This is a genomic window from Streptomyces sp. NPDC031418, from assembly GCF_055581605.1.
In genome coordinates this window covers 197,267-213,487 of the sequence record NZ_JBVIJC010000002.1, presented here as the reverse complement: position 1 = coordinate 213,487, position 16,221 = coordinate 197,267, and the positions used below count along the sequence as shown (strand labels likewise).

The window sequence follows — 16,221 nt, the reverse complement described above, 5'->3', positions numbered from 1 at the left end:
AAGGGAGTGGACCCGTGGCCGTCGATCCGGAGCACCCCGTGGTCCATGGAGAACTCGCAGAGTTACGGCGCCGCCTCGACGTGGCCTGTGTCCGCGTCGAGGGCGGGCTGGACCTGCTCAGGCACCGCACCGAGGAGACCGCCAAGGAGCTGGACGAGCTGAACGCCCGCATGATCTCGCTGGAACACGCACGCTGGCCGCTGCCCTCGATCGCGGCGCTCACGGCCCTGGGCGCACTCGTCGTCACCGCCTGGCAGGCGCTGGGGCGCTAGGCGCTAGTCCTGGGCGAGCCTGAGGTGGTGCAGGAGGAGTAACGCGGCCGCCATGTTGGCGGCCGGGACCTCCCCACGGGCGATCAGGTCGGGGACGACTTTGAGGGGCACCCATTCCCGCCGGTCCGACTCGAAGTCGTCCACGGGGTGTCCGAGGTACTCGCCCCGGTCGGACCAGTAGATGTGGTGCCGGGCGTCGGTGAGGCCGTTGGACGGCTCCACGGTCATGAGGTGGTGCAGGGGTCCCGGCCGCCAGCCGGTCTCCTCCTCCAGTTCCCGGGCTGCCGCGCTCGCGATGTCCTCGCCGTCCTCCACGACGCCCGCGGCCAGTTCCCACCCCCAGCTGTCGGTGATGAAGCGGTGCCGCCACAGCAGCAGCACCTCGTTGGCGTCGTTGACCACGGTGGCCACGGCCACGGGCCGCAGCCGGATCAGGAAGTGGTCGAGGTGCTGTCCGTCGGGCAGCTCGACATCCGCGAGATTGACGCTGAACCAGCGGTTCTCATACACGGTTTGTTCGCTTTGTTTCGTCCACTGCACGGTTCTGCCACCTTCCGCCGAGTAAGTGGCAATATGGCAGCAGGGACGGTGTACCCACAGTGGTCCTACAGGGGCACCCTCAGCGCACCGTCGATGAGTTCGGCGGCCTCGGCGGTACCGGCCGAGCCACAGCGCACCAGATGGTCGCGCACCGCGCGGAGCCGGTCCCGCAGCCGCTGCGACTCCATCCCGCGCGCCTGCTCGGCCATCTGAAGGGCGATCGCCACCGCCCGGTCGGCGTTGCCCTGGCACAGTTCGATGGTGCTGAGCATGGCGAGCCGGTGCACCCGCCCCCGGTCGTGCGCCGGGTTGTCCACGGCCGCCGCCGCGTGCTCCCGGGCCGCCGCCAGCTCGCCGAGGCTGAGCAGCGCCTCGGCCACCTGCACATTGACCAGGCCCGGCTGGACGTAACCGGTCTCGTCGGGCTCGTGTCCCCGCCGGATCCGCTCGGCGGCGGTCTCCGCCCGCCGGATGCAGGACAGGGCGCTGCCACCGTCGCCGAGATGGGCGTACGCCTTGGCCTGCATCGCGTACAGGTCGGAGGCGAGCGCCGGGGTGATGTGCGGGCCGGCGGCGCGCAGCGCGGCCTCGGCGAAGGCGACGGCCTGCCGGTACTCCCGCAGGAACAGCGCCTGGTTGACCAGCAGCGCTATCACATACGCCCCGAGTCCCCGGTCCCCGCTGGCCTTTGCCAGTCGCAGCGCCTGGTGGAAGTAGCGCTGGGCGAGTCCATGGGCGTCGGAGTCGTACGCGCAGATCCCCGCGATGGCCACCAGCCCGCCGGTGGCCCGGTGCAGTTGGCGGCCGGTCGCGTCGGTGTAGCTGCCGCGCAGCAGCGGCGCCGCCTCGGCGTTCAGGAAGCCGACGATCCGGGTCCGGGTCGCGATCCCGCCGGCCTTGCGGTACATCTGCTCGTAGTGCGTCCGGGCGGCCCGCAGCATCTCGATGTCGGCCGTGGTGACCCGGTTCCGGCCGCCGCGGGAGACGTCCACGTCCTCCGGTGGGTTCTCCCACTCCCACACCGGCATGACGGCCGGGGTGCCGGTGACGGCCGGAGCGCCCAGCACATGCGCCCGCTGCTGCTCGTCGGACCGCCACAGGGCGGTGGCCCGCTCCACGAAGCCGCTCAGCGAACCGGTGTGCGCGGCGCCGGGCTCGCCGGGCACGCCCAGACCGATGTCGTCGAGGGTGACGGGGCGGTGCAGCCGGGCGGCGAGCACCTCGCAGATCAGGTCGGGGACCTGACCGCGCGGCCGCTGCCCCTTCAACCAGCGGGCGACCGCGGTGTGTTCGTACCGGAGCGCAAGGCCCCGTCTGCGGCCGGCCTGGTTGACATGGGCGGCGAGACCGGCGTGCGAGATCCCCGCCTCGTCCAGGATCGCGTCGAGCAGAGTGTTGGGCTGCATGGGTGGCCCCCGAGTTGCCTGGTGCGCTCAGCGTAGTGGCTCCGCCTTCACACGGGGTGTGAACGGAGTGCGCGTATCCGGGGCGTGTGCACGGTGTCGCTCAGGGTGTTCCACCGGTTGACTGAGGGCCTCGCGAGAGACCGGCCAAGCCGCCGGCTCCCCCTCGAACAGCGGCGGCTTGGCCACCCGCCGCCGCGGAGCCGGTCCGGTCGTTGCGCAGCACCAGGAGCGCGATGTCGTCCGACGGCCGGCCGGCCGTGTGGTGCAGCAGCGCCGCGAAGAGGGTGCGCAGCACGGACTGCGGCGAGACCGGCCCGTCGCGTACGACCTCCTCCAGCATGGCGGGCAGCGAGAAGAACCGGCCGCGGGAGTCCCTGGCCTCCTCGGCACCGTCCGTGAAGAGGACCAGCGACTCGCCGGGCAGCAACCGGCCGCAGGGCTCCGCGGCCAGTCCGGCGGGCAGCGGGAACGGCCCGAGCGGGGGCAGCGGTTCGGCTCCGGGGAGCGGCTCGACGCTGGTGCCGCTGATCCGGTACGGCCATGGATGACCGCAGTTGAGGGCGCGCAGCTCGCCGTCGCCGCCGATCTCCAGGAGCAGGACGGTGACGAACTCCTCGGCGACCGGGTGGACCGGGTCGGCGGAACAGTGCGCGGGATGTTCGGCTCGGGCCCGCTCCCGCAGATGCCGGGCCAGCGCACGCTCCAACCGGCCGAGCACCCGGCCCAGTTCGGGTTCGTCATGGGCGGCCTCGCGGAAACTGCCGAGCAGGGCGGCGACGGTCCCGAGGGCGGCCAGCCCATGTCCCCGCACATCGCCCATCACCACCCGGACCCCGTACTCGGTGGCGATCACCTCGTACAGATCCCCGCCGACGCTCGCGCCCCGGTCCGCGGAGAGCTGGGCCGCGGCGACGTTCAGCCCGTCGAGGCGCGGGGGCAGCGGCCGCAGCACGACGCCCTGCGCCGCCCGCGCCACCCGGCGCGCCTGCCGGAGTTCGCGCAGCAGCGCACGCCGGACATGGAATATGAGCCCGGTACCGACCGCGAAGAACACCGCGCTGGTGACGATGCGCGCACCGAGCGAGTTCTGCTGGGCGAGCGGCCAGCCGAACTTGTAGCCGACCGCCATGGCGCCCCAGAGGGTGGGGAGCACTGCTCCTCGCGCGGTGGGCGCCCGTGCCTTGATGCGGATCATGCCTCTGGTTCCCCCATGCTGGCCCAGAAAGACAGACGGACCGACCCCGAAAGGCCGGTCCGATTCTGTCGACGCCATGGCCCGGGAGGACCAGGTGACCAACAGTTCCCACTCAAAAGAGTGATACCGAAGGCGCGGGGCTCAGCCCCTCAGCACGGCGCCCGTGCGCTCGCCGGCGAGCGCGACCGCCGCGTCCCGCGCGGCCGAGGCCTCGTCCACCGTCAGCGTCCGGTCCTGCGCCCGGAACCGCAGCGCGTACGCGAGGGACTTCTTGCCCTCGCCGAGCTGCTCGGCGTTCTCGTACACGTCGAACAGCCGGATGGACTCCAGCAGTTCACCCGCGCCCGCACGCAGCGCCGCCTCGACCTCCGCCGAGGGCACCGGCCGGTCGACCACGAGGGCGACGTCCTGCGTGGCGACCGGGAACGCGGAGATGCCCGGCGCCTGCGGGGTGCCCTCGCCGACCTCCTCCAGTCGGTCCAGGTCCAGCTCCATCGCGCAGGTGCGCTCGGGCAGACCCAGGGCCTTGACCACCCGCGGGTGCAGCTCACCGGCGTGCCCGATGACCTGCTCCGTGCCGTCGGCGGAGACCACCAGCTCGGCGCAGCGGCCGGGGTGCCAGGGGCCGTACTGGCCCTTGCGGACGACCAGGTCGGCGCCGGCCTCACGAGCCAGTGCGCGCGCGGCCTCGATCGCGTCGGCCCAGCCGGCCGGGCGGCCTTCGCCCCACCAGCCGGCCTGCTCCCGGGCCCCGGCGAGGACGACGGCCACATGCCGCGGCTGCTCCGGCAGCGCGGCGTCCAGCGCGGCGATCTCCTCGTCGGTGGGACGCCGGTCCACCGGCAGGTGGGTGGCGGCGGAGTGCTCCGCCCGGGGGCGGAAGACCAGACCGGTCTCGAACAGGGCCAGGTCGTGCGAGCCGCGCCCGTCGTTGCGCCGCAGCGCACCCAGCAGACCCGGCAGCAGCGTCGTACGGAGCGCGGGCTCCTCGTCGCTGAGCGGGTTGACCAGCTTGACGACACGGCGGGCCGGGTCGTCCGCGTCCAGGCCGAGCTGGTCGAAGACCTGCTCGCCGAGGAAGGGGTAGTTCAGCGCCTCCACATAGCCGGCCCCGGCCAGGGCCCGGCCGGCCCGGCGGTGCAGCCGCTGGCGGGCGGTCAGACCGCGGCCGGCGGGCGGCTTGGGCAGCGTGGAGGGCAGGTTCTCGTAGCCCTCGAGGCGGATGACCTCTTCGGCGAGGTCGTTCGGGTCGGCCAGGTCGGGCCGCCAGGACGGGACGGTGACGATCAGCTCGTCCTGCCCGTAGACGTCGCAGCCGACCTCCTGGAGACGGCGTACGACGGTCTCGCGGCCGTAGTGCACGCCCGCGACCCGGTCGGGGTGGTCCGCGGGGATGGTGATGGTGTGCGGGGCCGAGGGCGCGATGATCTCGGTGACGCCGGCCTCCGCCGTACCGCCCGCGAGGAGGACCAGCAGGTCCACGGTGCGCTGCGCGGCGGCAGCGGCGGCCTGCGGGTCGACACCGCGCTCGAAGCGGCGGGACGCCTCCGACATCAGCTTGTGGCGGCGGGAGGTACGGGCGATCGCGACGGCGTCGAAGTGGGCCGCCTCGATGACCACGTCGGCCGTGGCGTTCTCCACGTCCTCGTGGTCGGCGATCTCGGTGTTGGCGCCGCCCATGACCCCGGCGAGGCCGATGGGGCCGCGGTCGTCGGTGATGACCAGGTCCTCGGCGTGCAGCGTCCGCTCGACGCCGTCCAGGGTGACGAGCTTCTCGCCCTCCTGGGCGCGGCGCACCCCGATGGTGCCCTGGACCAGGCTGCGGTCGTAGGCGTGCAGCGGCTGGCCCAGCTCCATCATCACGTAGTTGGTGACGTCGACGGCGAGCGAGATCGGGCGCATGCCGACCTTCTGGAGCCGGCGCTGGAGCCAGATCGGGGAGCGGGCCTCGGGGCGCAGGCCGGTGACCGTGCGGGCGGTGAAGCGGTCGCAGCCGGAGGGGTCGGTGACCTGGACCGGGTAGCCGTAGGCGTTCGGCGCCGGTACGTCGATCAGGGCGGGGTCGCGCAGCGGCAGGCCGTAGGCGATGGCGGTCTCGCGGGCGACGCCGCGGATGGACAGGCAGTCGCCGCGGTTGGCGGTGACGGCGATGTCCAGGACCTCGTCGACCAGCTCGAGCAGTTCGACGGCGTCCTTGCCGACCTCGGTCTCCGGCGGCAGCACGATGATGCCGTGGGTGCCGTCGTCGCCCATGTTCAGCTCGTCGCTGGAGCAGATCATGCCGCGGGACATCCGGCCGTAGGTCTTGCGCTCGGCGATCCGGAAGTCGCCGGGCAGCACGGCGCCGGGCAGCGCCACGACGACCTTGTCGCCGACGGCGAAGTTGCGGGCACCGCAGATGATCTCCTGCGGCTCACCGGTGCCGTTGGCCTGGGCGACGTCCACGGTGCAGAAGCGGATGGGCTTCTTGAAGTCCGTCAGCTCCTCGATGGTCAGCACCTGGCCGACCACGAGCGGGCCGGTCAGGTCCGCGCCGAGCTGTTCGACGGTCTCGACCTCCAGGCCGGCCGAAATGAGCTTGGCCTGGACGTCGCGCCCGGTCTCCGTCGCCGGCAGTTCGACGTACTCCCGCAGCCAAGAAAGCGGGACCCGCATCAGATCTCCATCCCGAACGGCCGGGTGAACCGGACGTCACCCTCGACCATGTCTCGCATGTCTTCGACGTTGTGGCGGAACATCAGCATCCGCTCGATGCCGAACCCGAAGGCGAAGCCGCTGTACTTCTCCGGGTCGACGCCGCAGGCGGTGAGCACCCGCGGGTTGACCATGCCGCAGCCGCCGAGCTCGATCCAGCCCTCGCTGGAGCAGGTGCGGCAGGGCCGGTCGGGGTTGCCGACGGACTCGCCCTTGCAGACGTAGCAGAGCATGTCCATCTCGGCGCTCGGCTCGGTGAAGGGGAAGAAGTTCGGCCGCAGCCGGGTCTTCATGCCCTCGCCGAACAGCGACTGGACCATGTGGTCCAGGGTGCCCTTGAGGTCCGCCATGGTCAGGCCCTCGTCCACGGCGAGCAGCTCGACCTGGTGGAAGACGGGCGTGTGGGTGGCGTCCAGCTCGTCGGTGCGGTACACCCGGCCGGGGCAGATCACATAGACCGGCAGCTCGCGGTCGAGCAGCGAGCGGATCTGGACCGGCGAGGTGTGGGTGCGCAGCACGACACCGGACTCGCTGCCGCCCTTGGGGCCCTGCACGAAGAAGGTGTCGGCCTCACCGCGGGCCGGGTGGTCCGGGCCGATGTTGAGGGCGTCGAAGTTGAACCACTCGGCCTCGACCTCCGGGCCCTCGGCGACCTCGTAGCCCATGGCCACGAAGACGTCCTCGATGCGCTCGGACAGCGTGGTGAGCGGGTGCCGGGCACCGGCCGGGACGCGGTCGTACGGCAGCGTGACGTCGACGTCCTCCTCGACCAGCACGCGGGCGTCCCGCTCGGCCTCCAGCTCCACCTGGCGGGCGGCGAGCGCCTTGTTCACGGCGCCGCGGGCCATGCCGACGCGCTTGCCGGCCTCGGCCTTGGCGTGCGGCGGCAGGGCGCCGATCTCCCGGTTGGCGAGGGCCAGCGGGGAGGCCGGGCCGGTGTGGGCGACCTTGGCCTCGTGGAGCGCGTCGAGGGAGTCCGCGGCGGCGAAGGCGGCGAGCGCCTCGTCCCGCATGCGCTCGATCTCTTCCGGTTTCAACGCCTCGACCTCGACAGGGTCGTACGACTTATTGGGTGCCGACATCTCTTCCCGTGCTTCCGAATAGCTGGCGGATGGTCCCCGGTGACCGGCGTAGCGGGCCGTGTGAAGGACACAAAGGTGCCAAAGGCCGAGTCTAACGGGGTGGAGACAGACGAATGCGCCCGCGGGGGCGCTCAGGCCCGCCCGTCGCCCACCACCGCCCTATACGACGCTGCGCGCCCCCTCCGATACAAAGGCCGGGGCCGCCACGGGCAACGTAAATCGGAACTCGGCGCCGCCGGCCGCGGTGCGGCCGACCGTGATCGTACCGCCGTGGGCCTCCACGATGCCCTTGACGATGTACAGCCCGAGGCCGGTGCCACCGCGCTTGCTGCCTCGCCAGAAGCGAGTGAAGACGCGGTTCATGGACTCCTCCGGGATGCCGGGCCCCTCGTCGCTCACCGTGACGGATGTGCCGGTTTCCTCGCCCTCGCGCGGGGATGCGGTGGGCGTGACGTCAATGGTGACGGTTCCCTCGCCGTGCCGCACGGCATTTTCGATGAGGTTGCTGAGCACCTGGTCGACCTTGTCGGGATCGGCCCACAGGGCGGGCAGCGGCTGCTCGATGCGGAGCAGGAAGCGGTCGGCGGGCTGCCCGGCGGCGACATAGGCCTGGATGTGCCGGGAGACGGCGGCCCCGATGTCCACCGGCTGCCGGCGCACCTCGAGCCGCCCGGAGTCGATCCGCGAGATGTCGAGCAGCTCGGCGATGAGCCGGGTGACCCGGTCCGCGTCGGCGTCGACGGTCTCCAGCATCAGCCGCTTCTGGTCGTCGGTGAAGCGGTTCCACTTGGCGAGCAGGGTGGCGGTGAAGCCCTTCACCGAGGTCAGCGGGGAGCGCAGCTCGTGGGCGACGGTGGCGATCAGCTCGGCGTGGCTGCGCTCGGTGCGCCGGCGGGCCTCCGTGTCGCGCAGGGAGACGACGACCCGGCGCACCGGCCCGAGCGGCTCGTCGCGCACGTACCGCGCGGTGACGAGCACCTCCCTGCCGCCGGGCAGCAGCAGATTGCGCTCCGGCTGCCGGGTGCGGATCGCGAGCCCGCCGTAGGGGTCGGTGAGCTGCCACCAGCGCCGCCCCTCCAGGTCCTCGAGCGGCAGCGCCTTCTCCAGCGGCTGCCCGAGGGCGTCGGCGGCGGACAGGGCGGTGATGCGGGCGGCGGCGCGGTTGAAGCAGACGACCCGGCCGCGCGCGTCGGCGACGACGAGGCCGTCGGGCAGCTGGTCGGGGTCGCAGTCCGCGGGGTCGCCGTACCCGGGCACGGCCGTGCGCGGCGCGTCCCGTTCCTCCGGCGCGGTGCTCCTGCCGGCCACACTCATCCCCGTACCCCACCTCTCAGACGGCGCAGGGCCCCGAGCTGGTCACCCTACTAGCTGTGGGTGACGGAGCGGCACCCTCCGGAGGCGCGCTGCGCACGGGCTGACGCATACAGACATACGGCGGCGGCCGTGGCCAGGTTCAGGCTCTCGGCCCTGCCGTGGATGGGCACCCGGACGACGGCGTCGGCGAGGGCGCGGGTCTCCTCCGGCAGCCCCCAGGCCTCGTTGCCGAAGACCCAGGCGGTCGGCCCGCCCATGGTGCCCTTGTCCAGCTCCTGGTCCAGGTCGCGGTCGCCGGCCCCGTCGGCGGCGAGGATGCGCACCCCGGCGTCCTTCAGCCCCTGGACGGCCCGCTCGACGGGGACGCCGACGGCGACGGGCAGATGGAAGTGCGAGCCGACGGAGGCGCGTACGGCCTTGGGGTTGTACAGGTCGACGGAGGCGTCGGTGAGCACCACGGCCTCGGCGCCGGCGGCGTCCGCGCAGCGCAGCACGGTGCCGGCGTTGCCCGGGTCGCGGACGTTGGCGAGCACGGCGACCAGTGCGGGCCGGGCGGCGAGGATCTCCTCGAAGGGGGTGTCCAGGAAGCGGCAGACGCCGACCAGGCCCTGCGGGGTGACGGTGGTGGAGATGTCGGCGATGACGTCCTCGGAGGCGAGGTGCACGCGGGCGCCGGCGTCCCGGGCCGCGCCGACGATGTCGGCGTACCGCTCCGCGGCCTCGACCGTGGCGAAGAGTTCGACGAGAGTCGCCGTGCCGTCCGCGCCCCGGTGCCCGGCGGCCTCCCGCACGGCCTGCGGTCCCTCCGCGAGGAACAGCCGGTCCTTGCCCCGGAAGTTCCGCTTGGCGAGCCGCCGGGCGGCCTGGACGCGCGCGGAACGGGGGGAGATCAGCTCGGGGGTGGCGGGGGGCATCCTCTTCTTCACCTTCAGGAGAGTGTCGACGGCGGCGTGGACGGCGGGCGGCAACAGCAGGACCCGCAAGCCATCACAGCCTGCGGGTCCCGAAGTGAGCGTCGGCTCAGAGCCGGAGCGGCGTCACGCGGCCTTGGGGGCGTTGACGTCCGACGGCAGCGCCTTCTGGGCCACCTCGACCAGCGCGGCGAACGCACCGGCGTCGTTGACCGCCAGCTCGGCGAGGATCTTGCGGTCGACCTCGACGTTGGCAGCCTTCAGACCCTGGATGAAGCGGTTGTAGGTCATGCCGTTGGCGCGGGCAGCGGCGTTGATGCGCTGGATCCACAGCTGACGGAAGTCGCCCTTGCGCTTCTTGCGGTCGTTGTAGTTGTAGACCAGCGAGTGGGTGACCTGCTCCTTGGCCTTGCGGTACAGGCGCGAACGCTGACCGCGGTAGCCGGAGGCCTGCTCGAGGATCGCCCGGCGCTTCTTGTGGGCGTTGACTGCCCGCTTGACGCGTGCCACTTGTTAACTCCTTGTAGCGGGGTCGTGGTGGTCTTCACACGACCCGGAAACGATTCGGTCCCGGTCCAGACGTACGGCGCTCAGAGGGCGCCGCAGGTCACTTGCCGAGAAGCTTCTTGATCTTCGCGGCGTCGCCCGGGGCCATCTCGGCGTTGCCGGTGAGGCGACGCGTGACGCGGGACGACTTGTGCTCGAGCAGGTGGCGCTTGCCGGCGCGCTCACGGAGCACCTTGCCGGAGCCGGTGACCTTGAAGCGCTTGCTGGCACCGCTGTGCGACTTGTTCTTCGGCATAGCGCCGTTCTCTCCTCGTCGGTGGCGCTCCGGTGCCCGGTCGCGAAACCGGGCACGGTGGAGCGTCGCTCTGATCTTTCGGTTACATCCACGGGGACGTACGAGGTCGTACCTCCCCCGGGGATCACGCCTCGGCGGGCTCCTCGGAGGGCGCCTCAGCCTCGGCAGGGTTCTGCGACTTGCCGGGGTTCGCCTTCGCCTCGGCCTTGCGGGCCTCCTGCGCCTGACGGGCCTCGGCCATCGCCTCGGTCTTCTTCTTGTGCGGACCGAGGACCATGATCATGTTGCGGCCGTCCTGCTTCGGGTTCGACTCCACGAAACCGAGGTCCTGGACGTCCTCCGCGAGGCGCTGAAGCAGTCGGTAGCCCAGCTCGGGCCGGGACTGCTCGCGACCACGGAACATGATCGTGATCTTGACCTTGTCGCCCTGCTTGAGGAACCGGACGACGTGACCCTTCTTGGTGTCATAGTCGTGCGGGTCGATCTTCGGCCGGAGCTTCATCTCCTTGATGACCGTGTGCGCCTGGTTCTTGCGCGCCTCACGGGCCTTCATGGCCGACTCGTACTTGAACTTCCCGTAGTCCATGAGCTTGCACACGGGCGGACGGGCGTTCGCCGCTACCTCGACCAGGTCGAGGTCGTACTCCTGAGCAAGCTCCAGTGCCTTCGCGAGCGGCACGATGCCGACCTGCTCGCCACTGGGACCGACAAGTCGCACCTCGGGAACGCGAATCCGGTCGTTGATGCGGGGCTCGGCGCTGATGGATCCTCCTCGGTAGCACCACACGGCGGTCTGGCGGACAGCCGCGTAACGTCTGTGTTCGTTAGACCTAACCGCGCCGGCGCAGAAAAAATGCCCCGGACGATCACAGGCGGGGCTCCAACAACAACCGGAGCACCGCCGCGGAGACCGCGGGGCGCTATCGGGCGGCTCCATCGTCCGTACGGAACGATGGTGGCCGCCTGACCGGGTGACCCGCCATCCCGGAGGACGGTCGGGTGGGAGATCGGAGCCTCCACTTGTGGGCCGGGCGCTCTGTTCGCACAGGGCATGTCCGGCCGGTCGTCAATCAGACTAGCAGGATCCCCTTGACAAGGCCTAATCGGAAAGGCGTAACCCGGAACCGCTTAGGGTGTGGGGCATGAGTGAGACCCCTCCTGAGAACCCCGGGAATCCCGACTTCGACGCGATGACCCGCGACATCGCCGAGGTCCCCGCCGTCGAAGTGATCGTGACGGTCGCCGTCAACCTGATGAGCGCCGCCGCCGTGAAGCTCGGGCTGAGCGAGGAGGGCGAGCAGTACAAGGACCTGGACGAGGCCCGCAAGCTGATCAGCGCCCTCGCCGGTCTGCTGGACGCGAGCGCGACCGAGGTCAGCTCCTTCCACGCGGCCCCGCTGCGCGACGGCCTGAAGTCGCTCCAGCTGGCGTTCCGCGAGGCGTCGCTGGTGCCGGACGAGCCGGGCCAGGGGCCGGGCGAGAAGTACACCGGCCCGGTCTACGGCCAGGCCCGCTGAGCACTATCCACGGACGTACAGGGGCTCGCCCGGGGGCGTGGTTCCGGCCGGCAGCAGTGCCAGGTCGAGGCCGCGCACCAGGCGGGCCCTCAGCGTTTCGTCGGCGGCGAGCCGCTCGGCGACCGCGCGGGCGGCCGGGGCGGGCGCCGCGGCCGGGTCCAGGACCAGGGCCAGGGTGCCGTCGGCCTGCCCGGGCCCGAGGTGGGCGCGGAGCACGGCCGGCTCCGCCGCCACCGCCGTACGCACCGCCTCCCGCACGGCCGGGTCGGTGAGCGGGTCGGTGCTGGTGCGGCCCTCGGCGAGGGCGAGCAGCACCGGGCCGGTCAGCTCGAACGGCACCGGTCCGGCCATGTCCAGCACGATCGTGTCGGCCTTCTCGTGGGCGGCCGCCTGGAGCGCCTGGTGCAGCGGTACGGCGACGGGCCGGGCCGCCGGGTCCCAGCGGGCCAGGGATTCGGTGGAGGTGAACGCGGGCAGCGCGACCCGGCCGCCGGCCTTCAGGGTGGGTACGGCCATGTCGCTGGTCTTCTCGCGGCGCAAGCCGTTCTCGTCCTCCTCGACCTCGCCGAGCACGGCGACGACCGGGACGAGCAGCCGGGCGCCCTTCAGCGCCGCCAGCACCGGGCCCAGGGCGCCGCGGTCCTCGGCCCAGGCGGCGAGCGCGGCGCTCAGCCGGGGGTCGGCGGAGCCGTCGTCGTCGGAGAAGCCGGAGTCGGGAATGTTCTTGTTCGCCACGGTCCCGACCCTATAGGCCGCGGGCCGCTGTCCCGCGGGCCACCCGGGCGAAGGGCACCCACCCCGGTCAAGTGATCTAGGCTGCGCGGAAGTTGACGCAGAGCAGGCCGGACGGCACGGGGTCCTCCGTGAGGGCCCGGGGTCCGGCCGCGGAAGGAGCGCAGTGCCTCCCGTACGCCCGACTCGCCGTACCCTCCTGGCCGGGGGCCTCGGCGCCGTGGTCGCCGCCGCCGTCCCGCTGTCCCTGCCCGCGCCCGCGTCGGCGGCCGGTCTGCTCTCCATCACCCTGGCCGGACCGACCGGGCCGGCGCCCGTCGGCGCGGTGGAGCTGCACCTGGTCGACCGGGCGCGGACCGACCCCTGGTCGGGCGGGCCGCGCGAGCTGATGGCGACCCTCGCCTATCCGGCGGCCGACGTCCGGGACCGCCCGCTGCTGCCCTGGCTGCCCGCCGGCGCCGCGCAGGCGCTGAAGGCGCGGTACGGGGGTGCGCTGGACGACTACGCGCTGCCCTCGACACACACGGCGGCCGGCGCCCCGGCCCGCCCGGACCGCCGGCCGGTGCTGCTGTACTCGCCGGGCGCCGGCTCGGACCGCACCTTCAACACGCTGGTGGTCGAGGAGCTGGTGTCGTGGGGCCATGCGGTGGTCACCGTCGACCACCCCTACGACTCCGGCGAGGTGGAGTTCCCCGACGGCCGGGTGGTGGTCACCCGCAACGACGGGACCGAGGACCCCGCGGCCGCGGTCGCGGTGCGCGCCGCCGACCTGCGGTTCGTGCTGGACTGCCTGGCGGTCCTGGACCGGGGCGGCAACCCCGACGCCGGACGGCGCCCGCTCCCCCGCGGACTGCGCGGCACCCTCGATCTCGCGCGGGTGGGCGCCTTCGGCCACTCCCGGGGCGGTGCCGCGGCGGCGGCCGTCATGGACCTGGACGACCGGGTGCGGGCCGGCGCCGACCTGGACGGCACGGTGTTCGGACCGGTGGTCGGGCGAGGGCTGGACCGGCCGTTCCTGCTGATGGACACCGCGGTCCACGACGGACTGGAGAAGGACCCGTACTGGCCCGAGTTCTGGCGGAACCTGCGCGGCTGGCGGCGCTGTCTGCGGCTCGCGGACGCCGGACACCTCTCCTTCACCGACCTCGTGTCCGTCGCACCGCAGCTGCCCGCGCCGGTCCGGCAGGGGCTGGAGGTGGGCACGATCCCCGCGGAAAGGGCGGTGGCCGCCGTACGGGCCGTGCTGCGGGCCTTCTTCGACCTCCAGCTGTGCGGCCGGCCGGACACCGGGCGACTGCTGCGCGGCGCGTCGGCGCGCTACCCGGAGATCGGGTACATCGCCGGATAGCGGCAGCGGCGCGGCCGCGACGCGTTCAGCCGGTCTCCGGCTGCCTGCGGCCGCGCCACAGCACGCCGCCGGCCACCAGGAGCACTCCGCCGACGCTGCCGGCCAGCGGGCCGGCCCAGTCGGTGGCGGTGGGGGTGGCCTTGGGGGCGTCCGGGCCGGTGCCGAAGTACTCCCTGTGGTACGCCGGGGCACTCAGGGCCTGCGGCTTGATCCGGTCGGCCGCCTTCAGCGCCGCGGCCGGGTCGATCATGCCGAAGCCGCGGGAGTCGTCCCGGCCGCCGGCCGGCGCGTCCCGGGCGGTCTTCTCCAGCAGCGTCTTGATCTGGGCCGGGCTCAGCTCGGGGTGCGCGGACCTGATCAGCGCGACCGCGCCGGAGACGAAGGCGGAGGCGGCGGAGGTGCCCCAGCCCACGTAGTACTTGTGATCGGGGTCGGCGATGACGACGTCGACGCCCGGGGCGCTGACCGCGGAGTACCAGCGGCGGGTGGAGAAGGTGGCGCGGGTGCCGTAGCGGTCGACGGCGGTGGCGGCGATGACCCCCGGATAGGCGGCCGGGTAGGAGACGTGGTCGCCCTTGTCGCCGCCGTTGCCCGCGGAGGCGACGACGACCACCCCCTTCTTCAGGGCGTACTGCACGGCCTCGTCCTCACTGGGCTCGGGGTGCGCGGAGGCGGAGTCGTCGCCGAGGGAGAGGTTGATGACGTCGGCGCCGTGGTCGGCGGCCCAGCGGATGCCGTCGGCGAGGGCGTCGCCCCGGGCGGTACGGGCCTTGGCGCGGGCCGGGTCGCCGTCCTCCAGGATGACCCGTACGGGCAGGATCTTCGCCTCCGGGGCGACCCCCGTCACCCCGTCGGTGTGGCCCGGGCCGTGACCGTGTCCGGCGATGATGCCGGCCATGGCGGTGCCGTGCCGGGCCCAGGTGCGGTCGCCCTGCCGGGCGCCGAAGCCGATCATGTCCTTGGCGGGCAGGACGTTCCCGGCCAGGTCCGGGTGGCCGGCCTCGACCCCGGTGTCCAGGACGGCGACGGTGACTCCCCGGCCCTTGGTGGTCCGCCAGGCCTGGTCCAGGTGGAGCGCGGACAGGCCCCACTCCTGGGCGCGGATGGCGTCGGCCCGGGCGGTGGCGGGCAGCAGGGCGAGGGCGCCGGCGAGCAGCAGGCTCAGCGCGGCGGCGCGGGCGTGCGTCATGAGGGCTTCTCCGTGGCCGCGCGCACGGTCTGGCGCAGCCGGCGTTCGATGCGGTCGGCCAGGCCCTGGGCCTCGTTGCCCAGGCCGGCCTGGGCCTGCGCCGTGGTGGCGCCGGCGCGGAGGGCGTCCGCGGCGGGCTGCGGGCTGTCGACCGTACGGCCGTCGGCCCAGCCGGAGACGGCGTAGGCGACGACGGGGGCGTCGGTGAGCACGGAGATGGTCCAGGACGCGCGCTGGCCGTTGCCGAACCCGGCCGCCGCGGTGCCCTTCGCGGCGTACGGCCGGGGCATCAGGTCGGCGCGCCGGTCCAGGTGCTCGCGGCGGAAGCGGGTGGCGAGCGCGGACATGGCGGCGGGGTCGGCCTTGGTGAACAGCAGGCCGACGGTGGTGACATAGGTCTGGGTGGCGTCGGTGTAGGTGGCGCGCAGCAGCCGGCCGCAGCCGAGGGGGGCCACCACCTTGGACAGCAGCGGGTCGAAGGCGCCGGTGCAGCCGCTGTCCGGGGCGACGGCGATCCGGGTCCAGGTGCGGTCGGCGCCGCCGGGTCCGGCGCCGGGGCCCTGGACGGTGGGCGGGAAGAGCTGGTCGACGGGCACGCTGTGCCAGAGCGGAGCGGCGGCGGCGAAGCCGGTGCCGGCCGTGTCGTCCGCGCCGTCCTCGGTGAGCCAGGTCCCGGCCGCGGCCCCGCCGACGAGTCCGAGCCCGAGCATCAGGCATACGGCGGCCACGGCGGTACGGGCCGCGACCCGGGCCCGCGGCCGCTCCCGAAACCTCTCGGGCTCGGCGAACACCACGACAGGCCGATCGGGCCGCCCAACACCACCCCAGGCGAACGCCGGATCCGGCACGACCATGGGACTCCAGGCCTCACCCGGAACGCTCGCAGCAGAGGCCGGGTGTCGGCTTGCCGGAGCGCCGGGGGCAGCAGGGGCGGGGTGTCGGCTTGCCGGAGCACCGGGGGCAGCCGCGGAAGCCGACCGTCCGCCAGCCGGACCACCGGGGGTGGACGGAGAGGCCGGATGCCCGACAGGCGCCCTGCCGGGGGTGGAAGCAGAGGCCGGGTGCCGGCTCGCCGAGGCATCGGGGGCAGCAGCAGGAGAGGCCGGGTGACGGCTTGTCGACGTACCGGGGGCAGCCGCGGAAGCCGACCGTCCGCCAGCCGGACCACCGGGGGTGGACGGAGAGGCCGGATGCCCGACAGGCGCCCTGCCGGGGGTGG

Annotated in this window: 16 protein-coding genes; 3 read left to right on the top strand and 13 right to left on the bottom strand. The window is 73.1% G+C overall.

The window, feature by feature from the left end; all coding sequences use genetic code 11:
- The first annotated feature begins 14 nt into the window (after window positions 1-14).
- The gene (locus ACZ5CZ_RS03055; protein ID WP_385844494.1) at window positions 15-272 is read left to right on the top strand and encodes a hypothetical protein; all 258 of its coding nucleotides are present in this window, start codon (window positions 15-17) and stop codon (window positions 270-272) included.
- Between the two features lie 3 nt (window positions 273-275).
- Here ACZ5CZ_RS03055 and ACZ5CZ_RS03050 read toward each other — a convergent pair whose 3' ends face one another.
- The 10 genes from ACZ5CZ_RS03050 to infC all read right to left on the bottom strand — a co-directional run bounded on the left by ACZ5CZ_RS03050 (window position 276) and on the right by infC (window position 11,003).
- Window positions 276-812 carry an NUDIX hydrolase gene (locus tag ACZ5CZ_RS03050; protein WP_385844495.1) on the bottom strand — a complete coding sequence of 179 codons (537 nt, stop codon included), beginning with the start codon at window positions 810-812 and terminating at the stop codon, window positions 276-278.
- 65 nt (window positions 813-877) lie between these two features.
- Complete coding sequence (locus ACZ5CZ_RS03045; protein ID WP_468938649.1) at window positions 878-2,218, bottom strand: transcriptional regulator; 1,341 nt, start codon at window positions 2,216-2,218, stop codon at window positions 878-880.
- Window positions 2,219-2,318: 100 nt separating this feature from the next.
- Window positions 2,319-3,413 (bottom strand): PP2C family protein-serine/threonine phosphatase, encoded by a 1,095-nt coding sequence (locus tag ACZ5CZ_RS03040; protein ID WP_468938647.1) that lies wholly within the window; start codon window positions 3,411-3,413, stop codon window positions 2,319-2,321.
- Between the two features lie 141 nt (window positions 3,414-3,554).
- Window positions 3,555-6,068, bottom strand: a complete 2,514-nt coding sequence (gene pheT, locus ACZ5CZ_RS03035; RefSeq protein WP_468938644.1) for a phenylalanine--tRNA ligase subunit beta — start codon at window positions 6,066-6,068, stop codon at window positions 3,555-3,557.
- Window positions 6,068-7,189 (bottom strand): phenylalanine--tRNA ligase subunit alpha, encoded by a 1,122-nt coding sequence (gene pheS, locus ACZ5CZ_RS03030; RefSeq protein WP_385844499.1) that lies wholly within the window; start codon window positions 7,187-7,189, stop codon window positions 6,068-6,070. The genes pheT and pheS overlap by 1 nt, the downstream gene beginning before the upstream one ends.
- A gap of 159 nt (window positions 7,190-7,348) precedes the next feature.
- A complete protein-coding gene (locus tag ACZ5CZ_RS03025) occupies window positions 7,349-8,503 on the bottom strand; it encodes a sensor histidine kinase (protein ID WP_468938642.1) in 1,155 nt (384 codons plus the stop codon).
- A 50-nt stretch (window positions 8,504-8,553) separates the two neighbouring features.
- The gene (locus ACZ5CZ_RS03020) at window positions 8,554-9,417 is read right to left on the bottom strand and encodes a TrmH family RNA methyltransferase (RefSeq protein ID WP_385844583.1); all 864 of its coding nucleotides are present in this window, start codon (window positions 9,415-9,417) and stop codon (window positions 8,554-8,556) included.
- A 123-nt stretch (window positions 9,418-9,540) separates the two neighbouring features.
- The gene (gene rplT / locus ACZ5CZ_RS03015; RefSeq protein ID WP_003989074.1) at window positions 9,541-9,924 is read right to left on the bottom strand and encodes a 50S ribosomal protein L20; all 384 of its coding nucleotides are present in this window, start codon (window positions 9,922-9,924) and stop codon (window positions 9,541-9,543) included.
- A gap of 97 nt (window positions 9,925-10,021) precedes the next feature.
- Entirely contained in the window at window positions 10,022-10,216 is a 195-nt protein-coding gene (rpmI, locus tag ACZ5CZ_RS03010; protein WP_004933563.1) for a 50S ribosomal protein L35, read from the bottom strand.
- A 124-nt stretch (window positions 10,217-10,340) separates the two neighbouring features.
- Window positions 10,341-11,003, bottom strand: a complete 663-nt coding sequence (gene infC / locus ACZ5CZ_RS03005) for a translation initiation factor IF-3 (protein WP_030654735.1) — start codon at window positions 11,001-11,003, stop codon at window positions 10,341-10,343.
- A 355-nt stretch (window positions 11,004-11,358) separates the two neighbouring features.
- Here infC and ACZ5CZ_RS03000 point away from each other — a divergent pair, with 355 nt between their 5' ends.
- Entirely contained in the window at window positions 11,359-11,733 is a 375-nt protein-coding gene (locus ACZ5CZ_RS03000; protein WP_385844501.1) for a DUF1844 domain-containing protein, read from the top strand.
- Between the two features lie 3 nt (window positions 11,734-11,736).
- Here ACZ5CZ_RS03000 and ACZ5CZ_RS02995 read toward each other — a convergent pair whose 3' ends face one another.
- Window positions 11,737-12,468 (bottom strand): SseB family protein, encoded by a 732-nt coding sequence (locus tag ACZ5CZ_RS02995; protein WP_468938636.1) that lies wholly within the window; start codon window positions 12,466-12,468, stop codon window positions 11,737-11,739.
- Between the two features lie 163 nt (window positions 12,469-12,631).
- Here ACZ5CZ_RS02995 and ACZ5CZ_RS02990 point away from each other — a divergent pair, with 163 nt between their 5' ends.
- Complete coding sequence (locus ACZ5CZ_RS02990) at window positions 12,632-13,813, top strand: alpha/beta hydrolase (protein WP_468938633.1); 1,182 nt, start codon at window positions 12,632-12,634, stop codon at window positions 13,811-13,813.
- A gap of 25 nt (window positions 13,814-13,838) precedes the next feature.
- Here ACZ5CZ_RS02990 and mycP read toward each other — a convergent pair whose 3' ends face one another.
- Window positions 13,839-15,002, bottom strand: a complete 1,164-nt coding sequence (gene mycP, locus ACZ5CZ_RS02985; RefSeq protein WP_385844504.1) for a type VII secretion-associated serine protease mycosin — start codon at window positions 15,000-15,002, stop codon at window positions 13,839-13,841.
- Complete coding sequence (locus ACZ5CZ_RS02980; protein ID WP_468938630.1) at window positions 14,999-15,796, bottom strand: hypothetical protein; 798 nt, start codon at window positions 15,794-15,796, stop codon at window positions 14,999-15,001. Before ACZ5CZ_RS02980 ends, mycP begins: the two co-directional genes overlap by 4 nt.
- Window positions 15,797-16,221 lie beyond the last annotated feature (425 nt).